Annotated in this window: 23 protein-coding genes; 18 read left to right on the forward strand and 5 right to left on the reverse strand. The window is 68.2% G+C overall.

Translation table 11 applies throughout. The features are described 5' to 3' along the window. Nucleotides 1-47 precede the first annotated feature (47 nt). Nucleotides 48-908, reverse strand: coding sequence for a cobalamin B12-binding domain-containing protein (locus GXW79_RS05210; protein ID WP_211873291.1), 861 nt, complete (start codon nt 906-908; stop codon nt 48-50). 308 nt (nt 909-1,216) lie between these two features. Between GXW79_RS05210 and bchF the strand changes: the two genes are divergently transcribed. Genes bchF through GXW79_RS05300 form a run of 18 tightly spaced genes read left to right on the forward strand, consistent with a single transcriptional unit; the run spans nt 1,217 to nt 21,318 of the window. Beyond that, nucleotides 1,217-1,795 carry a 2-vinyl bacteriochlorophyllide hydratase gene (gene bchF, locus GXW79_RS05215; RefSeq protein ID WP_246503748.1) on the forward strand — a complete coding sequence of 193 codons (579 nt, stop codon included), beginning with the start codon at nt 1,217-1,219 and terminating at the stop codon, nt 1,793-1,795. Beyond that, complete coding sequence (locus GXW79_RS05220; RefSeq protein WP_367614809.1) at nt 1,792-3,075, forward strand: ferredoxin:protochlorophyllide reductase (ATP-dependent) subunit N; 1,284 nt, start codon at nt 1,792-1,794, stop codon at nt 3,073-3,075. The genes bchF and GXW79_RS05220 overlap by 4 nt, the downstream gene beginning before the upstream one ends. Nucleotides 3,076-3,079: 4 nt before the next feature. After that, nucleotides 3,080-4,615 carry a ferredoxin:protochlorophyllide reductase (ATP-dependent) subunit B gene (gene bchB, locus GXW79_RS05225; RefSeq protein ID WP_211873292.1) on the forward strand — a complete coding sequence of 512 codons (1,536 nt, stop codon included), beginning with the start codon at nt 3,080-3,082 and terminating at the stop codon, nt 4,613-4,615. Nucleotides 4,616-4,625: 10 nt separating this feature from the next. Then, nucleotides 4,626-8,243 (forward strand): magnesium chelatase subunit H, encoded by a 3,618-nt coding sequence (locus GXW79_RS05230; protein ID WP_408901541.1) that lies wholly within the window; start codon nt 4,626-4,628, stop codon nt 8,241-8,243. Further along, entirely contained in the window at nt 8,240-9,151 is a 912-nt protein-coding gene (gene bchL, locus GXW79_RS05235; protein WP_211873294.1) for a ferredoxin:protochlorophyllide reductase (ATP-dependent) iron-sulfur ATP-binding protein, read from the forward strand. Before GXW79_RS05230 ends, bchL begins: the two co-directional genes overlap by 4 nt. Then, a complete protein-coding gene (bchM, locus tag GXW79_RS05240; protein ID WP_211873295.1) occupies nt 9,151-9,846 on the forward strand; it encodes a magnesium protoporphyrin IX methyltransferase in 696 nt (231 codons plus the stop codon). Before bchL ends, bchM begins: the two co-directional genes overlap by 1 nt. Then, nucleotides 9,843-11,261: a BCD family MFS transporter gene (locus GXW79_RS05245; RefSeq protein WP_211873296.1), complete on the forward strand. Its 1,419-nt coding sequence runs from the start codon at nt 9,843-9,845 to the stop codon at nt 11,259-11,261. Before bchM ends, GXW79_RS05245 begins: the two co-directional genes overlap by 4 nt. 18 nt (nt 11,262-11,279) lie before the next feature. After that, nucleotides 11,280-12,053 (forward strand): photosynthetic reaction center subunit H, encoded by a 774-nt coding sequence (puhA, locus tag GXW79_RS05250; protein WP_211873297.1) that lies wholly within the window; start codon nt 11,280-11,282, stop codon nt 12,051-12,053. Between the two features lie 12 nt (nt 12,054-12,065). Next, nucleotides 12,066-12,716, forward strand: a complete 651-nt coding sequence (gene puhB / locus GXW79_RS05255; RefSeq protein ID WP_211873298.1) for a photosynthetic complex putative assembly protein PuhB — start codon at nt 12,066-12,068, stop codon at nt 12,714-12,716. 1 nt (nt 12,717) lies between these two features. Then, a complete protein-coding gene (gene puhC, locus GXW79_RS05260) occupies nt 12,718-13,143 on the forward strand; it encodes a photosynthetic complex assembly protein PuhC (RefSeq protein ID WP_211873299.1) in 426 nt (141 codons plus the stop codon). Between the two features lie 12 nt (nt 13,144-13,155). Further along, nucleotides 13,156-13,458 carry a hypothetical protein gene (locus GXW79_RS05265; protein WP_211873300.1) on the forward strand — a complete coding sequence of 101 codons (303 nt, stop codon included), beginning with the start codon at nt 13,156-13,158 and terminating at the stop codon, nt 13,456-13,458. Further along, nucleotides 13,455-14,525: a magnesium-protoporphyrin IX monomethyl ester (oxidative) cyclase gene (acsF, locus tag GXW79_RS05270; protein ID WP_211873301.1), complete on the forward strand. Its 1,071-nt coding sequence runs from the start codon at nt 13,455-13,457 to the stop codon at nt 14,523-14,525. Before GXW79_RS05265 ends, acsF begins: the two co-directional genes overlap by 4 nt. Before the next feature lie 3 nt (nt 14,526-14,528). Next, complete coding sequence (gene puhE / locus GXW79_RS05275) at nt 14,529-15,317, forward strand: putative photosynthetic complex assembly protein PuhE (protein ID WP_211873302.1); 789 nt, start codon at nt 14,529-14,531, stop codon at nt 15,315-15,317. Between the two features lie 12 nt (nt 15,318-15,329). After that, the gene (gene hemA / locus GXW79_RS05280; RefSeq protein ID WP_211873303.1) at nt 15,330-16,541 is read left to right on the forward strand and encodes a 5-aminolevulinate synthase; all 1,212 of its coding nucleotides are present in this window, start codon (nt 15,330-15,332) and stop codon (nt 16,539-16,541) included. Beyond that, on the forward strand, nt 16,541-17,626 hold the full coding sequence (gene bchI / locus GXW79_RS05285; protein ID WP_211873304.1) for a magnesium chelatase ATPase subunit I: 1,086 nt from the start codon (nt 16,541-16,543) through the stop codon (nt 17,624-17,626). The genes hemA and bchI overlap by 1 nt, the downstream gene beginning before the upstream one ends. Before the next feature lie 30 nt (nt 17,627-17,656). Beyond that, complete coding sequence (locus tag GXW79_RS05290; RefSeq protein ID WP_211873305.1) at nt 17,657-19,375, forward strand: magnesium chelatase subunit D; 1,719 nt, start codon at nt 17,657-17,659, stop codon at nt 19,373-19,375. Then, a complete protein-coding gene (gene bchO, locus GXW79_RS05295) occupies nt 19,376-20,293 on the forward strand; it encodes an alpha/beta fold hydrolase BchO (protein WP_211873306.1) in 918 nt (305 codons plus the stop codon). A gap of 8 nt (nt 20,294-20,301) precedes the next feature. After that, complete coding sequence (locus GXW79_RS05300) at nt 20,302-21,318, forward strand: phytoene/squalene synthase family protein (protein ID WP_246503749.1); 1,017 nt, start codon at nt 20,302-20,304, stop codon at nt 21,316-21,318. Between the two features lie 39 nt (nt 21,319-21,357). Here GXW79_RS05300 and GXW79_RS05305 read toward each other — a convergent pair whose 3' ends face one another. From GXW79_RS05305 to GXW79_RS05320, 4 genes are all read right to left on the reverse strand, one after another. Continuing rightward, the gene (locus GXW79_RS05305; protein WP_211873307.1) at nt 21,358-22,392 is read right to left on the reverse strand and encodes an amino acid ABC transporter substrate-binding protein; all 1,035 of its coding nucleotides are present in this window, start codon (nt 22,390-22,392) and stop codon (nt 21,358-21,360) included. A 64-nt stretch (nt 22,393-22,456) separates the two neighbouring features. Then, nucleotides 22,457-23,407, reverse strand: a complete 951-nt coding sequence (locus GXW79_RS05310; protein ID WP_211873308.1) for a tripartite tricarboxylate transporter substrate binding protein — start codon at nt 23,405-23,407, stop codon at nt 22,457-22,459. Next, complete coding sequence (locus GXW79_RS05315) at nt 23,404-24,414, reverse strand: NAD-dependent epimerase/dehydratase family protein (protein ID WP_211873309.1); 1,011 nt, start codon at nt 24,412-24,414, stop codon at nt 23,404-23,406. Before GXW79_RS05315 ends, GXW79_RS05310 begins: the two co-directional genes overlap by 4 nt. A 57-nt stretch (nt 24,415-24,471) precedes the next feature. After that, complete coding sequence (locus GXW79_RS05320; protein WP_211873310.1) at nt 24,472-25,479, reverse strand: AI-2E family transporter; 1,008 nt, start codon at nt 25,477-25,479, stop codon at nt 24,472-24,474. Nucleotides 25,480-25,529 lie beyond the last annotated feature (50 nt).

Genomic DNA, 25,529 nt, shown 5'->3' on the forward strand with positions numbered 1-25,529 from the left:
CGAACCTTACGACACCGACTGTCTAGATTGAATGACAGCCGCATAGATCAATCCATAACGCTCATCAAGGCGTAGAGGGCCTCGGCGCGTTGCACCGCCTCGGCCCCCGTCGCCGCGGTCGAATCCGCGCCCACGCGGTTGGCAAGCGAGGGCTTTTGCAGGAACAACGGCCCGCCGACCATGATCGCGAGCTCGTCGCCGCGCACCGTCTGGCGACGGATGGTGGCAATGGAGCGGGTGAGCTCGGCGAGGTGATCCTCAGCGCCGATCGAGAGGCCTACGACGCGGCATTTTTCGTCGCGCACGGCCTGGGCGATCTCGTCGGCGGTGCTGGCTTCGGGACGCCGCACATCCCAGCCGGCGCGATGGAAAAACTCGCTTACCATGGTCAGGCCGAAGCTGTGCTGCTCGCCCGGCGCCAGGGTCAGAAAGATCCGCTTCGCTGCCACGGGTTCCGCGCGGCTGATCTGAAAATCCGGCGAAACCTGCACCATCAGCTGGTGCAACCGTCCGAGCCCGAGCGTGACATCGACGAAGCTGCAGCGATCCTGCTCCCACATGACCCCGAACTCGCGGGCGAGGGGCGTGAGCAGCGCCGTGTAGATCGCCTCCGCGGCGATACCGTCGGCGAGAAGGCTGCCGAGCGCCGCTTCCGCGGCCACCATGTCGTCGACAAGCAGCAGCGCCATGAGCCTGCGCCGTTCCTTCGCAAGTGCCGGCCGCTTCGCGCTGGGTCGCATGCGCGGGGCCGCAATCAGCTTGGGAAGCACCTGCTGTTCCACCGCCGCGGCGATCTGCGCCACGCGGCGGCTGATCGCGTCATGCTGCCATTGCGGCAGGCTGGGCAGGAACGGAAGCTCGGTGGAGTCGGCCTGGTCGAGGAATGCGCCCGAACGGGCCGATGTCATATGTGGCGCGAAACTCGCCTGCGTCTCTGTCACCTGGTGAGCTGGCATCGATGTCGGCTTCCGGACCATGTCTTCCCCTCCCGAGAGCTTCGCCTTTTTGTCTGGCGAATGTCAACGTCGCTTTACGTCAGTCTAGCTTGACACTTCATTCGTCGGCGACTTAGCCTTCTCTCCGGGAGGTTGGTCCTCTCCAGCGAGCCTGAGGTCCAGGACGCATTCGCCACGCGGTTCTCGCCGCAATGCCGAATGCAAGCCCTGGCCAATCGCCACTGGAAACCAAAGCCCGGGCCTGCGGAAGAAGGAAATTGATGCCAATGCGCCGGAACGGTGTTTTCGACCCGATCATCTCCGCGATGGATTGCAGCCCCTTCGGTGCCGCCTGCGGGCGCAAGATCGAGCGCCGTCCACAGGCCCAGCCGCTCTACACCCCCGAACAGCGCGCCCGCCGCGATGCGACACCGTGGACAGTGGTTCAGGGCATCCTCGCGCCGGTGCAGTTCCTCATCTTCCTGGTGAGCCTGGGCCTGGTGCTGCGCTACTTGGTGACAGGCGATGGGCTCGCGACCGCGACGACATCGGTCGTGGTGAAGACGATCGCGCTCTACACCATCATGATCACCGGCTGCATCTGGGAACAGCGGGTCTTCGGGCGCTACCTCTTCGCGCCGGCCTTCTATTGGGAAGACATGTTCTCGATGCTCGTGCTGGCGCTGCACACGGGCTATCTGGCGTCGGTCGCGACCGGCTTTGGCGACGCCAACTTCCAGATGTGGCTCGCGCTCTCCGCCTACGCTGCCTACGTGGTCAACGCGGCGCAGTTCGTGATCAAGCTGCGCATGGCGCGGCGCGACGCGCAGCCCGCCTACCCGCACGGGCACGCCGCGTGAGCGCAGCTTCGCCGATTCTCTCCAGCGCGCCCGGCTGCACCGATGCGCCGGTGCTTCGCCAGCGCGGCCAGCGCGAGGTTTTTTGCGGGCTGACAGGCATCGTCTGGCTGCACAGGAAAATCCAGGACGCCTTCTTCCTGGTCGTCGGCAGCCGCACCTGCGCGCACCTTCTGCAATCCGCAGCTGGCGTAATGATTTTTGCGGAGCCGCGTTTCGCCACCGCTATTCTTGACGAGCGCGATCTCGCCGGGCTTGCCGATGCGAATGACGAGCTGGATCGCGTGGTGGCGCGGCTGCTCGAACGCCGGCCCGATATCCGTATGCTGTTCCTCGTCGGCTCCTGCCCGTCCGAGGTGATCAAGCTTGACCTGTCGCGCGCCGCGCAGCGCCTCGATCGCGCCGGCAATGGCGATGTGCGCGTGCTGTATTATTCCGGCAGCGGCATCGAGACGACGTTCACCGAAGGCGAGGATGCCTGCCTCGCCGCACTCGTGCCCGAAATGCCGGCGGCGACGGACAGCAAGCCCTCGCTGCTCATCGTGGGTTCGCTCGCCGAGGTGGTCGAGGACCAGATGCTGCGGTTGTTTTCCGCAATGGGCATTGATGATGTGCGTTTCCTGCCGCCCCGACGCGCGCGTGACTTGCCGCCGGTCGGGCGCGGCACGCGCATGCTGCTGGCCCAGCCCTTCCTCGCCAACACCGCGCGCGCGCTCGAAGCCCGCGGTGCCACGCACCTCCCAGCCGTCTTCCCCTTGGGTGCCGAGGGCACCACGCTGTGGTTGCGCGCCGCGGCCGATGCCTTCGGCGTCTCGCCCGCGCGATTCCACGACGCGACCTCCGCCGCGGAGGACCGCGCGCGGCGCTCCCTCGCGCCGCTGCGCGAGACGCTCGCCGGCAAGACGCTGTTCCTCTTCCCCGATTCGCAGATGGAGATCTCGCTCGCGCGCTTCCTCGCCCGCGAAGTCGGCATGATCCCGATCGAAGTTGGCACGCCCTATCTCCACCGCTCCCATCTCGGCCCAGAACTCGCCTTGCTGCCGCGCGACTCACGCCTCTCCGAAGGCCAGGATGTGGAGCTTCAGCTGGACCGCTGCCGCGACGCGCAGCCGGACCTGGTGCTCTGCGGACTGGGCCTCGCCAATCCGCTAGAGGCCGAGGGCTTCACGACCAAATGGTCGATCGAGACCGTGTTCACGCCGATCCAGGGCTACAACCAGGCCGCCGACCTGGCCGAGCTTTTCGCGCGGCCCTTGCGGCGCCGCGCACGGCTGATGGTGTAGCGCGATGCAGCTCGCCGTCTGGACCTATGAAGGCCCTCCCCATGTCGGCGCGATGCGCATCGCGGATGCGATGCGCGGCCTGCACTACGTGCTCCACGCGCCGCAGGGCGACACCTATGCCGACCTGCTCTTCACCATGATCCAGCGCAATGAGCGCCGGCCGCCGGTGACCTACACCACCTTCCAGGCGCGCGACCTTGGTTCGGACACCGCCGACTTATTCCGCCGCGCCGTGCTCGACAGCCATGCACGCTTCAAGCCCGAGGCGATGCTGGTGGGTGCGAGCTGCACTGCCGAGCTCATCCAGGATGATCCGGGCGGGTTGGCGAAAAGCCTCGGCCTGCCGATCCCTGTGGTCGCGGTGGAACTGCCCGCCTACCAGAAGAAGGAAAACTGGGGCGCAGCGGAGACCTTCTATCAGTTGGTCCGCGCCTTCGCCCGCCGCGATGTCGCAAAGCGCACCGAAGGCCGGCCGCTGTGCAACATCCTCGGGCCCTGCTCGCTCGGGTTCCGGCACCGCGACGACATCATCGAGGTGCAGAACCTGCTCGCCAGCATCGGCGTCGACGTGAATGTCGTGGCACCGCTCGGCGCCAGCCCGACCGATCTTTCGCGGCTTGGTGCCGCACAGTTCAACGTGGTGCTGTACCCGGAGATCGCCGGAACCGCGGCAGCCTGGCTGCAACGGAATTTTGCCCAGCCGGCGACGCGCGTGGTGCCGATCGGCGTTGGCGCGACGCGCGATTTCATCGCCGAGGTTGCGCAGCTCGCGGGGCTTCCGGTGCCGCACACCACCGAGTCGCGCCTGCCTTGGTATTCGCGCTCGGTCGACTCGACCTACCTCACCGGCAAGCGCGTTTTCATCTTCGGCGACGCGACCCACGCCATTGCCGCCGCGCGAGTCGCGAGCGAGGAGCTAGGCTTCCAGGTCGTGGGCCTGGGCACCTATTCCCGCGAATTTGCCCGCGATGTGCGCGAGGCGGCTGCGAAATACGGCGTCGAGCCGCTGATCACCGATGACTACCTCGATGTCGAGGCCGCCATCGCGGCGGCGCAGCCGGAACTGGTGCTCGGCACCCAGATGGAACGCCATGTCGCCAAGCGCCTGGGCGTGCCCTGCGCGGTGATCTCGGCCCCCGTGCATGTGCAGGATTTCCCCGCCCGCCGCTCCCCGCAGATGGGCATGGAGGGTGCGAACGTCCTGTTCGATACCTGGGTCCACCCGCTGATGATGGGGCTCGAGGAACACCTGATCGGCATGTTCCGCGAGGATTTCGAATTCCACGACGGGGCCGCGCCATCGCATCTCGGCCATGCCGCGACCGCGGCGGCACGGCCGGAGGTCGTGGTGCCCCTGAGCGTCGCCGAGGAAGCCCCCGCCGAGCTCTGGACCGCCGAGGCCGAGCGCGAGCTGAAGAAAATACCGTTCTTTGTCCGCGGCAAGGCTCGCCGCAACACCGAACGCTTTGCCCAGGAACGCGGGTTGCGCTCCATCAATGTCGAGGCACTTTACGATGCAAAAGCGCACTACAGTCGCTGAGCAGCCTGCCATGCGCGTCGTGGTCGTCACGATGGACAGCCATTTCGGCGGCGCGATCGTGGCGGCGCGTGCGGCGTTGCGCCGGCAATCGCCGAACATCGAATTCACCATGCACGCGGCCGATGAATTCGCCTGCGATGACGCAGCACTCGCGCGCTGCCATGAGGATATCGCCCGCGCCGACATCATCATCGCGGGCATGCTGTTCCTCGAGGACCACATCCGCCTGGTGCAGCCGCAGATGGCGGCGCGGCGCGACCATTGCGACGCCATCGTCTGCGCCCTCTCGGCGCCCGAGATCATGCGCCTCACGCGCATCGGCAAGTTCTCCATGGCCGGCGAGGCCAAGGGCATCGTCGGCCTTTTGAAGAAGCTGCGCGGCAAGAAGACCGGCGCGGGTGCCTCCGGCGCCGGCCAGATGAAGATGCTGCGCGAGCTGCCGAAGCTGCTGCGCTTCATCCCCGGTACGGCGCAGGATGTGCGGGCCTATTTCCTGACGCTGCAATACTGGCTCGCGGGGTCGGCGGATAATCTCACCTCGCTGGTCGGCATGCTGGTCAATCGCTACGCGGCCGGGCCCCGCAAGGCGCTCGCCGGCACCTTCACCGTGAATCCGCCGATCCAGTACACCGATGTCGGCCTGTACCACCCGCGCGCCAAGGGCCGCGTCACCGAGCGGTTCGAGGATGTCCCGACCGTCGGTAAGCGCGGCACGGTGGGGCTGATCCTGCTGCGCTCCTACGTGCTGTCCGGCAATGCGGCGCATTACGACGGCATGATCGCGGCGATCGAAGCGAAGGGCCTGAACGTGCTGCCGGTCTTCGCCAGCGGCCTCGATGCGCGCCCGGCGATGGACCGCTTCTTCATGCGCAATGGCATCCCCACCGTGGATGCCATCGTCTCGCTCACGGGCTTCTCGCTGGTCGGCGGCCCGGCCTACAATGACGCGCGCGCGGCGGAGACGGCACTCGCCGCGCTCGATGTCCCCTACATCACCGCGCACCCGCTGGAATTCCAGACGACCAAGCAGTGGAAGGCCGATGCGCGCGGGTTGCTGCCGGTGGAGGCGACCATGATGGTCGCGATCCCGGAGCTCGATGGCGGCATCTGGCCGATGACCTTCGGCGGCCGCTGCGGTGCGACCTCCGAGGCCGAGCGTTGCGCACGCTGCATCGGCCCCAACAGTGCCTGCATCGGCCGCGACTGCTCGCGCGACATGGTCGCCAATGATGAGCGCGCGGGGATGCTCGCCGCTCGCGTGGAACGCCTGGTCACGCTGCGCCGCGCCGAGCGTGCGGAGCGCAAGATCGCGACGGTGCTGTTCAACTTCCCGCCTAATGCCGGTACCACGGGCACCGCCGCCTATCTCGGCGTCTTCGCCTCGCTGCTCAACACGATGCGGGCGATGAAGGCGGCCGGCTACACCGTCGATGTGCCGGCGAGCGAGGATGCGCTGCGCGCTGCGGTCATCGACGGCAATCGCGAGATCCACGGCACCAACGCCAATGTCGCCGCGCGCGTCTCCGCCGATGACCATGTCCGCGACACACCCTGGCTCGACGAGATCGAGCGCCAGTGGGGTCCCTCGCCCGGCAAGGTGCAGACCGATGGGCGCGACATCTTCATCCTCGGCAAGCAGTTCGGGAATGTCTTCGTCGGCATCCAGCCCAGCTTCGGCTATGAGGGCGACCCGATGCGGTTGCTCTTCGAGCACGGCTTCTCGCCGACGCATGCCTTCACCGCTTTCTATCGTTGGCTGCGCCGCGATTTCAACGCCAATGCGGTGCTGCATTTCGGCACCCATGGCGCGCTGGAATTCATGCCCGGCAAGCAGGCCGGCATGTCCGGCGATTGCTGGCCCGACCGCCTGATCGGCGACCTTCCCAACTTCTACTTGTATGCGTCGAACAACCCCTCCGAAGGCATGATCGCCAAGCGCCGTGCCGGTGCCGCGCTGATCAGTTATCTGACGCCGCCGGTCTCCTCCGCGGGCCTCTACCGTGGCCTCATCGACCTGAAATCCTCGGTCGATCGCTGGCGCGGGCTGGAACCCGATGCGGATATCGGCCAGCGCGCAGCACTCGCCGGCCTGATCCAGGCGCAGGCGTCCGCCGTGAACCTCGCTACCACGGAGCCGGTCTGGGGCGACACGGCGGTGGCCGCGATCGACGCGCTCAACCGTTCGCTGCTGGAGCTTGAATACACGCTCATCCCGCACGGGCTGCACATCGTGGGCGAGCCGCCCAACCCCGAGCAACGCGGCGAAATGCTCGACGCCGCCGGCGTCACCGAGCCGGTGGAGCGCGCGCGCCTCGATGCCCTGCTCGGCACGGATTACGAAATCCCCGGCATCCTGCATGCGCTCGATGGCGGCTATATCCGCCCCGCGCCGGGTGGTGATCTGCTGCGGACCACCGATGTGCTGCCGACGGGCCGCAACCTGCATGGCTTCGATCCCTTCAAGCTGCCCTCCGCCTTCGCCATGCAGGATGGCGCGCGCCAGGCGACGCGGCTGCTCGAGCGCCACGAGGCCGATGGCCATGCGCTGCCGGAGACGGTGGCGATGGTGCTCTGGGGCACCGATAATCTGAAGACGGAAGGCGGCCCGATCGCGCAGGTGCTGGCACTTATGGGTGCCGCGCCGCGCTTCGACAGCTATGGCCGCCTGACCGGCGCGCAGCTGCTGCCGCTGGAGTCGCTGGGCCGCCCGCGCATAGACGTGGTGATCTCGCTGTCGGGGATCTTCCGCGACCTGCTGCCGCTGCAGATGAAGCTGCTGGCGGAATCGGCGCTGCTGGCCGCGCAGGCCGATGAGCCCGTCGAGCAGAACTTCATCCGCAAGCACGCCCTCGCCCACATGGCCGAGCATGGCGGCAGCATCGAGGACGCCGCGCTGCGCGTCTTCGGCAATGCCGACGGTGCCTATGGCGCGAACGTCAATTCGCTCGTCGGCGAAGGCGGGTGGAATGACGAGGACGAACTTGCCGAGGCCTATGTCCGGCGCAAGGGTTTCGCCTATGGCGTGAACGGCAAGCCGGCGCGGCACGACAAGGTGCTGGGCAGCGTGCTCAAGACCGTCGACGTCACCTACCAGAACCTCGACAGCATCGAGGTCGGGGTGACCACGGTGGACCATTACTTCGATACGCTGGGCGGGATCAGCCGCGCCGTGCGCCGCGCGCGCGGTGGCATCGCCTCGGCCGTCTACATCGGCGACCAGACGCGCGGCGATGGCCAGGTGCGCACCATCTCCGAACAGGTCGCCCTTGAGACCCGCACCCGCGCGCTGAACCCGAAATGGTACGAGGCCCTGCTCAAGCACGGTTTTGAGGGCGTGCGCGAGATCGAGGCCCACGTCACCAACACCATGGGCTGGTCCGCCACCACCGGCGACGTCGCACCCTGGATCTACCAGGACCTGGCCCAGACCTATGTGCTGGACCCCGAGATGCGCGACCGCATCGCCAAGCTCAATCCCACGGCATCGGCAAAAATCGCGAACCGCCTCATCGAGGCGCAGGAGCGAAACTACTGGTCGCCGGACGCTGCGACCCTCGACGCCTTGCGGCGCGCCGGGGAAGATCTGGAAGACCGCCTCGAAGGCATTGGCGTGGAGATGGCGGCATGAACAACATCGTTCGACATTCATTGATCCGCGGCGAAGTGCCGCCCAAGGGCGATGGCGACGGCTCCGTCCAGGTCCATATGGACGAGGTCCACAAGATCGAATCCGCCAAAGTCTTCGCCGTCTATGGCAAGGGCGGGATCGGCAAGTCCACGACCAGCTCCAACCTCTCGGTGGCCTTCGCCAAGCTCGGCAAGCGCGTGCTGCAGATCGGCTGCGACCCCAAGCACGACAGCACCTTCACGCTCACCAAGCGGCTGATCCCGACGGTGATCGACATCCTCGCCGAGGTGAATTTCCACGCGGAAGAACTCAAGCCCGAAGACTTCCTGTTCGAAGGCTATGGCGGCGTGATGTGCGTCGAAGCCGGCGGCCCGCCGGCGGGCACCGGCTGCGGCGGCTATGTCGTTGGCCAGACGGTGAAGCTGCTCAAGGAGCATCACCTGCTCGAAGATACGGACGTGGTGATCTTCGACGTGCTCGGTGACGTGGTCTGCGGCGGCTTCGCGGCCCCCCTGCTGCATGCCGATCGCGGCCTGGTGGTCGCGGCCAACGACTTCGACTCCATCTTCGCGATGAACCGCATCGTCGCGGCCATCGAAGCGAAGTCGAAGAATTACGGCGTGCGGCTCGGCGGCGTCATCGCCAACCGCTCCGCCGCGGTCGACCAGATCGAGAAATTCAACGCCGTCTCGGGCATGAAGACGCTGGCGCACTTCCCCGATCTCGACGTCATCCGCCGCTCGCGCCTGAAGAAGGCGACGCTGTTCGAGATGGAAGGGTCGCCGGAACTGACGGCGGTGCAGAATGAATACATGCGCCTGGCCGAAAGCCTCTGGGCGGGCATCGAGCCGCTGGAGGCGCGCTCGCTGAAGGACCGCGAAATCTTCGACCTGCTGGGGTTCGACTGATGCCGTCCGCCACCTACGCAAGCCGTCGCGGCGAGATCAAAACCTACTTCGACCGCACCGCGGCCGAGGCCTGGAAGCGGCTGACCTCGGACGTCCCGGTCTCCGGCATTCGCGCTACGGTGCGCGCGGGGCGGGAGGAGATGCGCAACACCATCCTCTCCTGGCTGCCCGCCGACCTAACCGGCCGACGCCTGCTCGATGCCGGCTGCGGCACCGGCGTGCTGGCGATGGAAGCCGCGCGGCGCGGCGCCCATGTGGTGGCCACCGACCTCTCGCCAACGTTGGTCCAGAACGCGCGTGAGCGCGCCGAGGCCATGGGCCTCGACATTGAATTCCATGTCGGCGACATGACCGACCCGAATCTTGGCCGCTTCGACCACATCGTCGCGATGGACAGCCTCATTCACTACCGCGCCGGCGATGCCGTGAGCGCGCTGGCGCGCCTCGTCGAGCGTGCCCGCGCCTCGGTTATCTTCACCTACGCCCCGCGCACCCCGCTGCTGAGCGTGATGCACGCGATGGGAAGGCTGTTCCCGCGCGGTGACCGCGCACCCTCGATCGAGCCGGTTCGCACCAGCACCATCCACCGACTGATCGAGCGGGAGCCCGGCCTCACGCTCTGGCGCCCTGCCCGCGGGCAGCGCATCGCCAGCGGCTTCTACACATCCCAGGCGCAGGAGGTGCTGCCGCGATGAACACCCCGAGTCCGGAGCCGCCCTGGGCCTTCGTCCTACCCTTCGCGGATGCTGCGACGACGGAAGTGCCGCTCAAGCGCCTGCTGCGCCTGTCCCTGTTCCAGATCACCGTGGGCCTTGTCGCGGTGCTGCTGATCGGCACGCTGAACCGCGTGATGATCGTGGAGCTCGACGTGCCGGCCTCGCTGGTCGGCATCATGCTCGCGCTGCCGATCATGGCGGCACCCTTCCGCGCGCTGATCGGGTTCAAGTCGGACAACCACAAGTCGGTCCTCGGCTGGCGACGCGTGCCATATATGTGGATGGGCACGATGGTCATGTTCTCTGGCCTCGCCATGATGCCCTTCGCGCTGATCCTGCTCTCGGGCGACCACCAGGGGCCCGAATGGGCGGGGCCGGCATCGGCCGCGGTTTCCTTCCTGCTCTGCGGCGCCGGCATGCACACGCTGCAGACCGTGGGCCTGGCCCTCGCGACCGACCTCGTGCCGACGGACAAGCACCCGCGAATCGTCGCGCTGTTCTCGCTCATGCTGCTGGTGGGCATGCTCATCGGCTCACTCGGCTTTGGCGCGATCCTAGCGGATTTCTCGCAGCTGCGCCTGATCCAGGCGGTGCAGGGCGCAGCACTTCTCTCTTTGATCCTCAACCTCGTGGCGTTGTGGAAGCAGGAGGGGCGCAACCCCTCCCTTACCACCGGTGAGTCCGACGTGACGTTCGCCGAAAGCTGGGCCGAGCTGCGCCTGCTGCCAGGCTGGACGCGGCGCCTGGTGGCGATCGGCCTCGGATCGGCTGGCTTTGCGATGCAGGACATCCTGCTGGAGCCCTATGGCGGCCAGATCCTGCAATTGTCGGTCGGCGCCACCACGCTGCTGACGGCGCTGTTCGCCGGCGGCGGCATCCTGGGGTTCGCCATCTCGGCCAAGCGACTGGACCGCGGCGGCGACGCGCATCGCCTCGCCGCCTTCGGTGGCCTGATCGGCATCTTTGGCTTCGGCTTCGTCATCTTCGCCGCCCCGCTCGGCTCGCCGGGTGTCTTCGGCATGGGGACGGCGCTGGTCGGCTTCGGGAATGGGCTGTTCGCGGTGGGCACGCTCACCGCCTGCATGAATGTCTCCGCAGGGCGTCGCCAGACCGGCCTCGCGCTCGGCGTCTGGGGCGCGGTGCAGGCGACGTCCGCCGGCCTCGCGATCGCGTTCGGCGGCATCCTGCGCGACGTGGTTGCCCGGCTCGCGGCCGAGGGTTCCTTCGGTGCGGCGTTGAATGGCCCGATCACCGGCTACGCCGCGGTCTACATCATCGAGATCGTTTTGCTCTTCGCGACGCTCGCCGCGATCGGCCCCCTCGTGCGCGGGACCGCGCGCGGCCCCGTCACCCAACCGCCCTTCTCCGGCCTCGCCGGACAACCGCAGACCTGAAGCAGAGGAAAGCGTCCCATGTCCTCCACCATCGTGCAGCCTGGCGGGCCGGATATCGCCATCGTCGCGCTCTATTCGTTCTGGATCTTCTTCGCCGGCCTGATCTTCTATCTGCGTCGGGAGGACAAGCGCGAGGGCTACCCGGTGCTCTCCTCGCGCACGGGCCTCTCCTCGGTGGAGGGCTTTCCTGGCCTGCCGACCCCCAAGTATTTCCGCCTTCCCCATGGCGGAGAAGCCCAGGCGCCCCGCGTCGAGCCTCCGCAGGTGGTCACCGGCGCCGAGCCGACCGAGCACTGGCCCGGCTCGCCCCTGGCACCGACCGGCAACCCGATGCTCGATGCCGTCGGCCCAGCCGCTTACGCCCAGCGCAAGGACCATCCGCACCTCGCCTTTGACGACTACAAGCCCTCGATCGTGCCGCTTCGGGTGGCGACCGATTTCCACATCTCACCCGAGGATCCCGAGCCGATCGGCATGAGCGTGCTGGGCGATGATGGGCTGGTTGCCGGCACCATCGTCGATGTCTGGGTCGACCGCTCGGAATACATCGTCCGCTTCCTCGAGATGGAGCTGAACCAGGGCGGCCGCCGCCTGATCCCGATGCCGCTTCTGCGCATCGACGAGGATCGCCGCTGGGTGAAGGTCCGGACGCTGCTGTCTCACCATTTCGCCGATGTCCCCGTTCTGGCGAACCCCGATCAGGTGACGTTGCGCGAGGAGGACCACATCGCGGCCTATTACGCGGGCGGTCAGCTCTATGCGACGCCCGGTCGCATCGGCCCGGTTTTCTGAGGAACAGGCGCCATGCGCGAGCACGAGTACGAACCGACGCCCGGCTTGCCGGAAAAGCTGCCGCGCGGCGAAACCCTACTATGGCAGGGCGCGCCGGAGAAGGCGGGGCTTGCCCGCAACGCCTTCCACCTGCGCGGCCTCGCGATCTATTTCGGCAGCATCATCCTGATCCGTATCGGATTTGATCTGTCCGAGGGACAGGAACTGGTGGTGACCCTCGCCGGCGCCCTGCAACTGCTGGCGACCGCGCTGGCGACGATCCTGGTGCTGGCGGTGATCGGCCGGTTCGCGGCGAAGAGCTCGGTCTACACCATCACTGATCGTCGCCTGGTGCTGCGCATCGGCATGGCGCTGCCGATGACGATCAATATCCCCTTCGCGTCAATCGCAACCATGGCGCTGCGCAACAATAGCGACGGCACCGGCGATATCGTGCTGTCCCTGCTGCCCGGCCACCGCGTCGCGTGGCTAGCGCTTTGGCCACATTGCCGGACGCTGAAGCTCTCCCGTCCGCAGCCGGTCCTCCGCGCGTTGCAGAATGCGCCCGTCGCGGCACAGGTGCTGGCGCGTGCCCTGGCCGCCAGCGCGGACCAGCCGGTGCCCGGCATCCTTACCACCGGCCGCCCGACGGCGCCGGATACGACCTCGCCGGCGGTCGCCTGAGATGCGCGATCGGACCCTGGTGCCCCTGTTCGGTCTGGTGACGCTCCTCGTCTTCACGGTCGGCGCGGTGACCCTCGGGCGGGGCGCGCCCAGCGCGGTGCCGATGGCGGCGGCCACGCAGGCCAGCGCCGTCCGGGACCTGCTGTTTGAGGACACGGCCGGTGGCGACGTCCTTGTGCGCGATTCCGGCACTGGGCGCGAAATCGCGCTGCTTCCCCCTGGAAGCAACGGCTTCATTCGTGCGACGCTCCGCGGGTTGGCGAGGGAGCGTCGTCAGTCTGAACATGGCCCCGACAGCCCCTTCCGCGTCGCGACCTGGGACGACGGGCGGGTGGTCTTGACGGATACGGCAACGGGACGAGCTGTGGAACTCCTCGCCTTTGGCGTCACCAACGCGGAAGCCTTTGCCAGGCTCTCGCGGGATTGAGGAGGCAACGCAATGATCGGTGAATGGCTTGGTGGCGGCCGGAGACTGGACGTGCCCTGCACCGTCGAGATCGAGCACAGCTTCGACAGCCTGCACGCGCATGCCATCCCCGAAGGCGTTGAGTTGCGCCCGGGCGACCAGGTCATCATCCATGGCGCACCCACCGATATCGCCTACGGCACCGTCGGCAGCTATCCCTGCCGCGCGACGGTGATCCGCGCGGGGTTGTTCACCCGCCTCTGGACGCAGTATTCGGCGATCTTCGAGCTCACCGAGCTCTATCACTGTGGCTTCGAGCCCAAGGAGGCCGCATGAACGCCGTGACCGGCACGCCTCGCGTGCTCAACGACACCACCCGCATGGCGCAGACCGAGACGGTGCTGAGCCCGCGCTTCTACACGACCGACTTTGCCGCCATGGACCGCATGGACGTCAGCAGCATTCGCCCCGAATGGGATGCGTTGATGGAGGAGTTCAAGCGCGACCCGAACAAGGGCCATTTCGTCCGCGACGAGCGCTTCGACGCCTTCCGCCTCGACGCCCTGCCCGAGCCGCTGCAGAAGGAGTTGCTGGAATTCCTGGTGAGCTCCGTCACCGCCGAATTCTCCGGCTGCGTGCTCTATGCCGAGATCCGCAAGCGGGTGAAGAACCCCGACATGAAGGATTTGTTCGGCTACATGAGTCGCGACGAGGCCCGGCATGCCGGCTTCATCAATGACTGCCTGAAGGATCTCGGCGTCGGCGTCGACCTGGGCTTCCTGGCGAAGACGAAGAAGTACAATTTCTTCAAGCCGAAGTTCATCTTCTACGCGACGTACCTCAGCGAGAAGATCGGCTATGCCCGCTACATCACCATTTTCCGGCAGTTCGAGCGCCATCCTGAACTGCGCTTCCACCCGATTTTCCAGTGGTTCGACAACTGGTGCAACGACGAGTTCCGCCATGGCGAGGCCTTCGCGCTGCTAATGCGCGCGAACCCGCAGCTTCTGGCCGGCACCAACAAGCTGTGGATCCGCTTCTTCCAGCTCGCCGTCTTCGCGACGATGTATGTGCGTGACCATGCCCGGCCGGAATTCCACGCCGCGCTCGGCATGACGGCGACGGAATATGACCGCATCGTCCTGCGCACCACCTCGGAAATCTGCCGTCAGGTCTTTCCGGTGACGTTGAACACGGATTCGCCCGCCTTCCAGGCAGGTCTCGAAAGCCTGCGCCGCACGGCCGAGGCGATCGGGCGCGCGAAATCCGCCCCCGGCCTCTGGGGGCGCCTGCGTCGGACGGGGCTCGCCGCAAGAGCCGGCGCCACCTTCCTCCGCCTCTTCCTGCAGCCGGCGCGCCATGATGCGCCGCCGCAGGACGTGCGCATGGCGCCGAGCTGGTAGCCGATGGCCGAGCTCCTCCTCCCCATCATCGTCACGGTCTTCGTCTGGTGGTTCGCCACCGGGGCGATCCTGGCACTCGACGGGCTGCGGGGTATGGCGTTGCGACGCGCGATGGCGGTCGCGACCGGCCTGCTCATCATCGCACTTATCGGTCTGGCGCAATATGCCCGGGAGGAGAGTGTCGCGGCGAGCTATGGCGGCTTTCTCTGCGGCATCGCCGTATGGGGTTGGGTGGAGTTCGCCTTCCTGACCGGCATCCTCACCGGTCCCAACCAGCGCGTCTGCCCACCTGGCGCAGAAGGTTTCCGGCGCTTTCGGCTGGCCATCGTGGCAATCCTGCACCATGAGCTCGCGCTGATTGCGCTCGCCGGGCTCGTCGCGATCATCTCCGTGGGGCAGCCCAACCCCATCGGGCTGCACACCTTCCTCTTGCTATGGGCGATGCGTCAGAGCACCAAACTCAACCTCTTCCTGGGCGTGCGGAACTTCTCCGAGGCCTTGCTGCCGGCGCATCTGAGCCATCTCGCGAGCTTCTTTCGCCGGGCGCGGATGAACCTGCTGTTTCCGGTCTCGATCACCCTTGCGACCATGGTCACGGCATGGTTGTTCCACATTGCCTTCGCGCCGGATGCGGCACCCCACGTCACCGTCGGCTTCGTGCTGCTGGGGACGCTCGGCGCGCTGGCGGTGCTGGAGCATTGGTTCCTGGTTCTACCCATCCCGTTCGAGGCGCTTTGGGGGTGGGGCAGCAGGCTTCGCACGCGGCTGGCCGCGCGCGGGGCGTCACTCTGAGTGGAGAAAGCCATGGACTACGAGTCCTACTTCCGCAAGCAGATCGACGGGCTGCACCGTGAAGGGCGCTACCGTGTGTTCGCCGAACTGGAGCGTCATCGTGGGTCTTTTCCGCGCGCCACGCGTCACGCCGATGGCGGCACCGAAGAGGTCACCGTCTGGTGCTCCAATGATTATCTCGGGATGGGCCAGCATCCCGCGGTGATCGGGGCCATGCACGCCGCCCTGGATGCGCGCGGCGCCGGCGCCGGCGGCACGCGCAACATCGCCGGCACCAACCACGACCACGTGCTGCTCGAGCGTGAGCTGGCCGATTTGCACGGCAAGGAAGCCGCGCTGCTGTTCAATTCCGGCTACATGTCGAACTGGGCGACGCTCTCCACCCTCGCCGGCCGCATGCCGGGTTGCGTCGTTCTCTCCGATTCCCTCAACCATGCCTCGATGATCGAGGGCATCCGCCACAGCCGCGCGCGCTGCGAGGTGTGGGAGCACAACAGCCCCGAGGATCTGGACCGCAAGCTCGCGGCGCTGCCGCCGAGCACGCCCAAGCTGGTCGCCTTCGAGAGCGTCTATTCGATGGATGGCGACATCGCCCCCATCGCCGAGATCTGCGACGTCGCCGAGAAGCATGGCGCGATGACCTACCTCGACGAGGTGCATGCGGTGGGCCTGTATGGCCCGCGCGGAGGCGGCATCGCCGAGCGCGAGGGGTTGATGGGCCGCCTGACCGTCATCGAGGGCACGCTGGCCAAGGCCTTCGGCGTCATCGGCGGCTATGTCGCGGCCTCCGCGGCGCTGTGCGATTTCGTCCGCAGCTTCGCGTCCGGCTACATCTTCACCACGGCCCTTCCGCCCGCGATCGCCGCGGGTGCCGCCGCCTCGATCCGCCACCTCAAGGCCTCGCAAAGCGAGCGGGTGGCGCTGCATGAGCGTGTCGCGGCGCTGCGCGCCCGGCTCGATGCGGCGCACATCCCGCACATGACCAACCCGAGCCACATCGTCCCGGTCATGGTCGGCGACCCGATCGCGTGCAAGCAGATCAGCGACGCGCTGCTCGACCATCACGGTGTCTATGTGCAGCCGATCAACTTCCCGACCGTGCCGCGCGGCACGGAGCGGCTGCGATTCACGCCCACGCCGCTGCACTCCGATGCGGACCTCGACCATCTGGTTGCCTCCCTCTCCACCGTCTGGCAGCGGTTCAGCCTGCGTCGCGCTGCCTGATGGATGGCCTGGTAACGGCCGCGGCACGCCTGCGCGCCGCGAAACGCGCGAAGCCGGCCACCGCTTCGCGCCCGGTCTTCCCCTTCTCCGCCATCGTCGGGCAGGAGGAGATGCGGGGCGGCCTGCTGATCGCCGCGGTCGAGCCCCTGGTGGGCGGGCTGCTGGCGCTGGGTGACCGCGGCACCGGCAAATCCACAACCATCCGCGCGCTCGCGGCGCTGCTGCCGGAAATGCAGGTGATCGAGGGCTGCCGCTATGGCTGTGACCCGGCGCAAGGCTGCGGCGAACCAGCGGGCTGCACTGTGCCGGAAGGCAAGCACCGCAGCCACGCGGCGCCCGTTCCCGTGGTGGACTTGCCGCTGGGCGCGACCGAGGACCGCGTCGTCGGTGCGCTCGATCTGGAGCGCGCTCTCGCGCATGGCGAGAAGGCCTTCGAGCCGGGGCTGTTGGCCCGTGCGCATCGCGGATTTCTTTACATCGACGAGGTGAACCTCCTCGAAGACCACTTGGTCGATCTGCTGCTCGACGTCGCCGCCTCGGGCGAGAACGTGGTCGAGCGCGACGGCATCTCCATCCGCCACCCGGCGCGCTTCGTCCTGGTGGGCAGCGGCAATCCGGAGGAAGGCGAGCTGCGCCCCCAATTGCTGGACCGATTCGGCCTCTCCGTCGAGGTGAAGACGCCCACCGACCTCGCCACCCGCATCGAGGTCGTCAAGCGCCGCGACGCCTTCGAACGCGACCCAGAGGGCTTCTGCGCCCGCTACGCACCGGAAGAAGCGGTTCTGCGCGCGCGCATCCTCAATGCCCGCGCGTGTGTCGCGGATGTCGCCGTGCCCGACGCCATGCTCGAGGCGGCCGCTCGGCTCTGCATCGCGCTGGGCACCGACGGGCTGCGCGGGGAGCTCACCCTGATCCGTGCGGCGCGCGCGCGTGCCGCGCTCGATGGTGTGAATGAACTCGGCGTGGCGCAGCTGCGCGCGGTCGCACTCCCGGCCTTGCGCCACAGGCTGCGCCGCAGCCCGCTCGACGAAAGCGCTGCCGGCACGCGGGTCGAGCGCGGCGTGCTCGAGATCCTCGGCGCGTGAATCGCACGGGCGCCGCGCCAGGCGCGCGCCATGGATGACGCCGCCCATGCCGCGGCGATCTTCGCCCTTGATCCCGCGGCGATCGGCGGCGTCGTGCTGCGCGGCGGGCCAGGACCAGTCCGCGATTCCTGGCTCTCGGCGCTCCGGGCACTGATCGCGGAGGCGCCGCTGCGCCGCATACCCGCCAATGTTCCCGATGACCGCCTGCTCGGCGGCCTGGATCTCGCGGCGACCCTGGCCACCGGGCGTCCCGTCGCGGAGCGCGGCATCCTGGCCGCGGCCGATGGCGGCGTCATCATTCTGGCGATGGCGGAGCGCCTGCCAGCCGGCACGGCGGCACGGATAGGCGCAACGCTCGACCACCAGCGCGTCAGCGTCGAGCGCGACGGCTTCGCGCTGGATGCCCCTGCGCGCTTCGGCGCCGTCGCGCTGGATGAGGGCGAGGAGGGCGAGTGCGCGCCCGTGGCTATCAGCGATCGCCTCGCCATCCACCTGACCCTCGACACGCTGACCGAGTTTCCGGATGTGGAACTCGACGCGGCGTGGCTCCTGCTCGCGCAATCCGAGGACGAGCCCGCGATCATCGAGGCGCTGTGCGGGGCGGCAATGGCGCTCGGCATCGCGTCGCTGCGCGCGCCGATCCTGGCGCTGCGCGTCGCGCGTGCCGCGGCGGCGCTTGGTGGCCGGGCGCGCATCGCGGAGGAGGATGCGGCACTCGCCGCCCGCTTGGTGCTGGCCCCGCGCGCGACACGCATCCCCGAAGCGCCCGCCGAGAACGAGCCCGAACCGCCGCCACCCGCGCCGCCGCAGGACGCGGATGAGAACCCGGCCACACCGCCGCCCGACCAGCCCGAAAGCGACGCGCCCCCGCCGGATCGGACCCAGGCCATGCAGGACATGATCCTGGCCGCGGCGAGCGCTGCGCTACCGGCCAATCTGCTGGCCAGGCTCGGCGCCCAGATGGCCAGCCGCGCGCGCCAGGGTGCGGCGGGAAAATCAGGCGCTCAGCGCATGGAGAAGCAGCGCGGCCGCGTCATCGGTACGCGCGCGGGCGAACCGCGCGGCGGCGCGCGCATCGGGGTGCTGGCGACGCTGCGTTCTGCCGCCCCCTGGCAACGCCTGCGCGGCGCCGCACCCGGCCGTATCGCCGTACGACGCGAGGATTTCCGCATCCTCCGCTTCCGCCAGCGCAGCGAGACCACGACCATCTTCGCGGTGGACGCCTCTGGCTCCGCCGCCCTGAACCGCCTGGCCGAAGCGAAGGGTGCAGTCGAACTGCTGCTCGCGGATTGCTATGTGCGCCGCGACCGCGTGGCGCTCATTACCTTCCGCGGCACGCAGGCGAGCCTCGCCTTGCCACCGACGCGCAGCCTCACCCGCGCGCGCCGCGCCCTGTCCGGCCTGCCCGGCGGTGGCGGGACGCCGCTCGCCACGGCGATGGATGAGGCGATGACGCTGGCGGAGGCCGAGCGGCGCGGTGGCCGCACGCCGGTCATCGTCATTCTCACCGACGGGCGCGCCAATATCGCGCGCGACGGCAGCGCCGGCCGGCCCAAGGCGGAAGCCGATGCGCTGGACGCCGCGCGCCCGCTGCGTGCCGCGGGCATCGCGACTCTGCTGGTGGATACAGCGCCGCGACCGCAGGAATTCTGCCGCCGGCTCGCCGCCGCCTCCGGTGCGCGGCTGGTGCCCTTGCCGCAGGCGAACAGCACGTCGCTCAACCGCGCCGTCCAGGCGGCGACGGCCTGAATGACCGGCGGCCCCGCCTGGGACCGGGATGGGCGCGACTGGCCGAACCGCGCGCATAGCAGCTTTCCCTTCGCCGCGAACATGCGCTGGCACGTGCAGCGGATGGGGCGCGGACCGGTCGCGCTGCTGCTGCACGGGACGGGCGCGGCCACCCATTCCTGGCGGGGCCTGCTGCCCATCCTCGCCAAGGATTTCGACTCCATCGCGCCCGACCTGCCGGGCCATGGCTTTACGGCGACGCCCGCTGCGGATGGGCTGTCCCTGCCCGGGATGGCGCGGCGCATCGCCGCGCTGCTCGACGCGCTGCAGGCGCGTCCGAGCCTCATCATCGGCCATTCCGCCGGAGCCGCAATCGCGATGCGCATGGCGCTGGACGGACTCGCGCGCCCGGATGGCATCATCGCGATCAACGGCGCCATGCTGCCGCTGGCCGGCATCGCAGGTTCTGTGTTTTCCCCGCTGGCGAAACTGCTGGCAGGCTTGCCCCTGGTGCCCTGGCTTGTAGCACTGCGCGCCGAGGATCGCGCCGTGGTGGAGCGGCTGCTGCGTGGCACCGGCTCCTCCATCGACCGCGCGGGCGTCGAATTCTACACGCGGCTGTTCAGCCGGCGCGGCCATGTCGCGGCAACCCTGGGCATGATGGCGGCCTGGGACCTCGGGCGCCTCGAGCGCGATTTGCCGAGCCTCGAGCTGCCCCTCGCGGTGATCATCGGCGCCAATGACCGCACCGTGCCGGCGGCCGAGCAACGCCGGGTCGTCGCCCGGCTGCGCCACGCCGAATGCATCACCCTGCCAGGCCTCGGGCACCTCGCGCATGAGGAAGCACCCGACGCCGTCGCCTCGGCGGTTTCAGGTCTGGGCTTCGTGCGATCGGCCCTGGTGCGTCACGCTGAATCTTCGCTAGTCTCGGAAGGATAACGGCCCGGATGCAACCGATGCGCCTGACGTCCAACGAAGCCTCCGACATCGCGGCCTGCCGCGAATTGCTCCGCGCCGGCTCGAAAAGCTTCCACGCCGCCTCGCTCCTCCTGCCCCGCGCCGTGCGCGAGCCCGCCACCGCACTGTATGCCTTCTGCCGCATCGCCGATGACGCGGTCGACCTGGTTGATGCCAAACACGCCGCGCTGGCGCGGCTCGCGCATCGGCTGGACCGCGTCTATGCCGGCGCGCCGCTGCCGATGCCGGCCGATCGCGCCTTCGCCCGCGTCGTCGCGGCGCACGCCATTCCCCGCGCCCTGCCCGAGGCCTTGCTCGAGGGGTTGCTCTGGGATGCCGAGGTGCGACGCTATGCGACGATCGCCGATGTCGAGGCCTATGGCGCGCGCGTCGCGGGCGCGGTCGGGGCCATGATGTCGCTTGTCATGGGCGTGCGCGATCCGGTCGCCATGGCCCGCGCGACCGATCTTGGCATCGCCATGCAGCTGACGAACATCGCGCGCGACGTGGGCGAGGATGCGCGCGCGGGCCGGCTCTATCTACCGCTGGCGTGGCTACGCGAGGCTGATATTGACCCCGATGCCTTCCTCCGTGCGCCTGTGTTCAGCCCTGCCATCGCCTCCGTCACCCACCGCCTGCTGCTGCGCGCCGAGGATCTCTACCTGCGTGGCGGCACCGGCTTGGCCCTGCTGCCGCGCGGCTGCCGGCCCGCTATTGGCGCGGCGCGCCGAATCTACGCCGCCATCGGGGCCAAGGTCGCGGCCCATGGCTATGACAGTGTCAGCCGACGCGCTGTGGTGCCGCGCGGCGAGAAGCTGCGACTGATCGGCGCCAGCCTTGTCGCGGCGGCGCTGCCTTCGCCGCCGGCCGATCGTTCGCCGGCGCTGGAGGCCAATCGCCATTTGGTCGAGGCGATTCCCTATGCGTGGCAACGCCCGCAGGGGATCTCGGCACGCATCGGCTGGATGATGGATATCTTCGCGCGCATCGAACAGCCGCGCGCCTGAGGCCCGGGAGGGCACCGCCCTCCCGGCGCTCTGGTGAGGTCAGCGCATCGGCAGCGCGTAGAGCAGACCGCCCTGGTTCCAGAGCCGGTTCGGACCACGCGGCAGCGCGACCGCAGTGCTCTCGCCCATGGTCCGCTCATACAGCTCGCCGTAATTGCCGATTGCGCGCACGACGTTGAAGGCCCAGGCCGTGTCAAGCTTTAGCGCCTGGCCGAGTTCCGGCGTCACGCCGAGGAAGCGGCGCACATTCGCGTTCACGCTGGTGCGGCGCATCTCTTCCGCATTGGCCCGCGTGATCCCGAGCTCTTCGGCCTCGATGATCGAGGTGGTGAACCAGCGCACCACGTCGTGCCACTGGTCGTCGCCGCGGCGGATGTAGGCGGCGTAGGGCTCCTTCGAGAAGCGCTCCGGCAGGATGGTCCACTGCGCTGGGTTAGGCATGGTGGAGCGCACGCCGGCGAGTTGGGAGGCATCGGTGCCAAAACTGTCGCAGCGCCCGGCAGCGAGGGCGGCAGCCGCCTGGTCCGTGCGCTCGAAGACCACCGGCGAAAAGGGCGTATTGATCGAGCGGAAGTAGTCGGCCGTCACCTGCTCGTTCGTCGTGCCCTGGATCAGGCAGACGGTGGCGCCGCGCATGTCGGCCACACGCTGCACATTCGCGTCGGCGCGGACGATGAAGCCGTGCCCGTCATAGAAATAGGTCGTCACGTGGCGCAGGCCGAGCGTGGTGTCGCGCAGCAGCGTCTGGGTCGAGGTGCGGAAGAGCACGTCGATCTCTCCGGCGCCGAGCGCGGTGAAGCGCGTCGAGGAGGAGAGCGGGATGAACCGCACCTTGTTCACATCATTGAAGATTGCGACGGCGAGGCCGCGGCAGAGATCGACGTCAAACCCTTGCCAGACGCCGCGGCTGTCGGGCAGGGCGAAGCCGGCGACGCCGGTATTGATCCCGCAATTGAGCTGGCCGCGCGCCCGGATCGCGTCCAGCGTCGGGCTGGCCGACCCCTGCGCGAGGGCCGCAGCCGCGACCATCGTCCAGGCCACGGCGAGTGCAGCGACAAAACCCCGTTTCCGCATGCAGAAAATTCCCCTCAGGTATGATGCGGACGCATGCTTCCCCGGGCATGACGGGGATGTCAACTCAGCGCTGGGACCAGGGCGTCTTGGCCCACAGCTCCTGGTACCGGGTGCGGGTCGTCGCCAGGCGCTGGAACCAGGCCACGCCTTCCTCGAAGGCGGGCTCGGTGAAGCGGCTGCGCATCACGCGCACGAACTCCGGATCCCGGACGATGTCGGCGGCAGCTTCGCGCAATTTCTGGATGATCGCGGGCGGCGTCGCGGCCGGTACGACAATGCCACGTTCGGAGGCCATCTCCACCGGGATGCCGAGTTCCCGCAGGGTCGGCACGTCCGGGCGGAATTCGCTGCGCGTCGCACCCGCCTGCGCCAGCATGCGCATCCCCTCCGGCGCGGCCGTCACCGGGCCGAGGTTCAGCCCCATGGCATCGACCTGACGTCCGAGGATGGCGGTGCGCAGCTGCGGGTCGCCCTGGAAGACCACGTGGACAAAGCGCGCCCCGGTCGCTTCGCCGATAAGCACCATTTCCAGGTGGTCATCGGTGCCGACACCGGGTGAGGCGAAGGTGATGGTGTCGGGCGCGGCCTTCGCGGCGTCGATGAGGTCCTGCAAGGTGCGGAAGCGGCTCTGCTCATGCACCGTCACCGCGCAGGGATCGGTGACCAGATTCCCGATGCCGACGAAATCCTCCATGCGGAACTGCGCCTGGCGCTCGATCGGCACAGTGAGAAAGCCGGGCATGTTGGTGGTGGCGATGGAGTGCCCGTCGGGCCGCGAGCGCGCCACGGCGCCGAGTGCCACTTCGCCGCCGGCACCGGGCCGGTTGACCACGACCACGCTGCCGCCGATCCGCGGCTCCAGCAGCCGGGCGAAGAGCCGCGCGTCGAGGTCGGTCGCACCCCCGGCGACGAAGCCCACGACGATCTCGACGGGCCGGTCCGGCCAGCGCGGCGTCTGCGCAAGGGCGGGTGCGGCCAGAAGCGCGCCGCCGGCAAGAATGGTCCTGCGCTTCATGACGTCTTCCCCTCGTTCGATTCTTTCCACGCGATCAGCCGCGCGAGCCCTTCCTCCATCTCGACCAGTGGCTTCCAGCCGATCGCGCGGTGGGCTTCCTCATGCGCGATACGGAAGGCGCCGCCCGAGGTCAGGCGCACCTGCCCCGGCGTGTCGCCGACGAATTCCGGCGCGATGTCGCTGCCCGCGAGGCGCGTCACCATGCGCACGAGGTCCAGCGTCGTCACCGGGCGCGGGCCGGAGGTGTTCACCGCGACATCCGTCGCGGCACTTTCGAACGCCATGCGATTGGCGCGCGCGAGGTCCCCGACGTACACAAAGTGCTTCGTCTCGCTGCCGTCGCCAAAGACGCGCGGTGCCTCGCCACGCTTCACCCGGTCATAGGTCTCGATGATGTAGAGCGCGTTGGCCGCGCGGTAGTGCTGCCGCTCGCCATAGACGGTGGAGTAGCGCAGCACGACGTAGTCTAGCCCATGCTTGCGCTTGTAGTGCCGGCACAGCTGCTCGCCGATGATTTTTGAGGCGCCATAGAGTATGGCGGCCGGCGGCGCGCCCTCGGAATGGAAGGGCGTATTCTCCACCAGCTCGCCCGAGACGCCCGGTCCATAGCCATAGACCGCGTTGGAAGACGCGAAGACCACCTTGCGCAGCCCAGTGGCCCGAGCCGCCTCCAGCGCGTTCTGCACGCCTCGGATGTTGACATCGAGGCCGCCCCAGGCGTCGCGATCCATGTTCAGCGTCATGTAGGCAGCGAGCAGCAGCGCGCCATCCGCGCCCTTCATCGCATCGAGCAGGTCGGGCATCCGCATCACATCGCCGCGGACCAGTCGCAGGCGTGGATGGTCCTTCAGGTGCGCGATCGCGGCATCCGAGCCGAGCGAGAAATTGTCGAAGACCGTCACCTCGGCCGCACCGGCATCGAGCAATTCGGCCGCGGTTGCCGAGCCCACCAGCGACGCGCCACCCACGATGACGAAGCGTCCGCCGGCAATCGGAATGGTTGCCATGCCACGTCCTCCCATTTAGTTGCCGCCATGGAAGCGCGGAACGCCGCCGGACGCTAGTCAGGTCGCGTCCTCCGGATCGTCCTCGACGTAGAGCGTCTCCACCAGGATCATGAGGACCACCATCATCGGCGTCGCGAGCAGAATCCCCAAGGCGCCGAAGAGCAGACCGAAGATCACCACCGCCATCAGGCCAAGCACGGGGGGCAGCGCCACCGCCCAGCGCTGGATGAACGGCGTGATCACATAGCCTTCGAGCTGCTGCACCACGAGGCACAGAATGCCGACGTAGAGCGCCCGGCTCGGGCTGTCGGTGAAGGCGAACAGGACGGCAAGGCAGGTGAAGGCGAGCGGCCCGAAGAACGGCACGAAGGTCAACACCCCCGCCAGGACACCGAGCGCCAGGGCCAACGGCGCGCCGACCAAGAGCAGGCCGATCGTGGTCAGGGTGCCGACGGCCAGCATGGACAGCATCTGCCCGAGCAGCCATTTCTCGAGGCCTTGGCCGGACGCCTTCAACGCCTTGGCTACGCGCCCACGCAGGTCGTTCGGCACCAGCTTGAGGAAACCCTGGAAGTAGAATGAGGGCGATCCGGCAAGGTAGAGGCCGAGGATCACGATCAGCGCGACATTGAGCAGCCCGCCGGTTGCGAGCGAGGCATAGGAAGCCACGCTTTCCCAGGGCACGCCGCCTTTGGCAAGGTCCCAGATCTCGGCGAGCGACATGCCGAGGGACGAGTCGGTCTGCAGCCAACGGCTGGCCGCCTCGATGGCCTGCGGCAGGGTTGTGCGCAACGCGCCGATCTGCTGCGCGACCTGCGGGCCGAGCAGCAGGCTCAGCAGCACCAGCGCGGCAAGCAGCCCGAAGACGACGACGGTGAGGGCGAGGGTGTGCGAGAGGCCGGTGCGCCGCATCAAGGCGACCGCCATCGCGTTCAGCGCCGTTGAAATGACAACGCCTCCGAAGACCATGATGGCGACATCCTTGAGATACCAGGCAAGGATGAAGAGGGAGGCGATGGCACCGAAGGCCAGGGCGCGACGCTGAAACTGGTCCAGATGGGCCATGCTCGGTCCTTCCGATAATGGCCAGGGATCCGCCTGGGACGGGCTGCAAC

This window comes from Plastoroseomonas arctica (assembly GCF_018128965.1).
In the GTDB taxonomy this organism is placed as follows: domain Bacteria; phylum Pseudomonadota; class Alphaproteobacteria; order Acetobacterales; family Acetobacteraceae; genus Plastoroseomonas; species Plastoroseomonas arctica.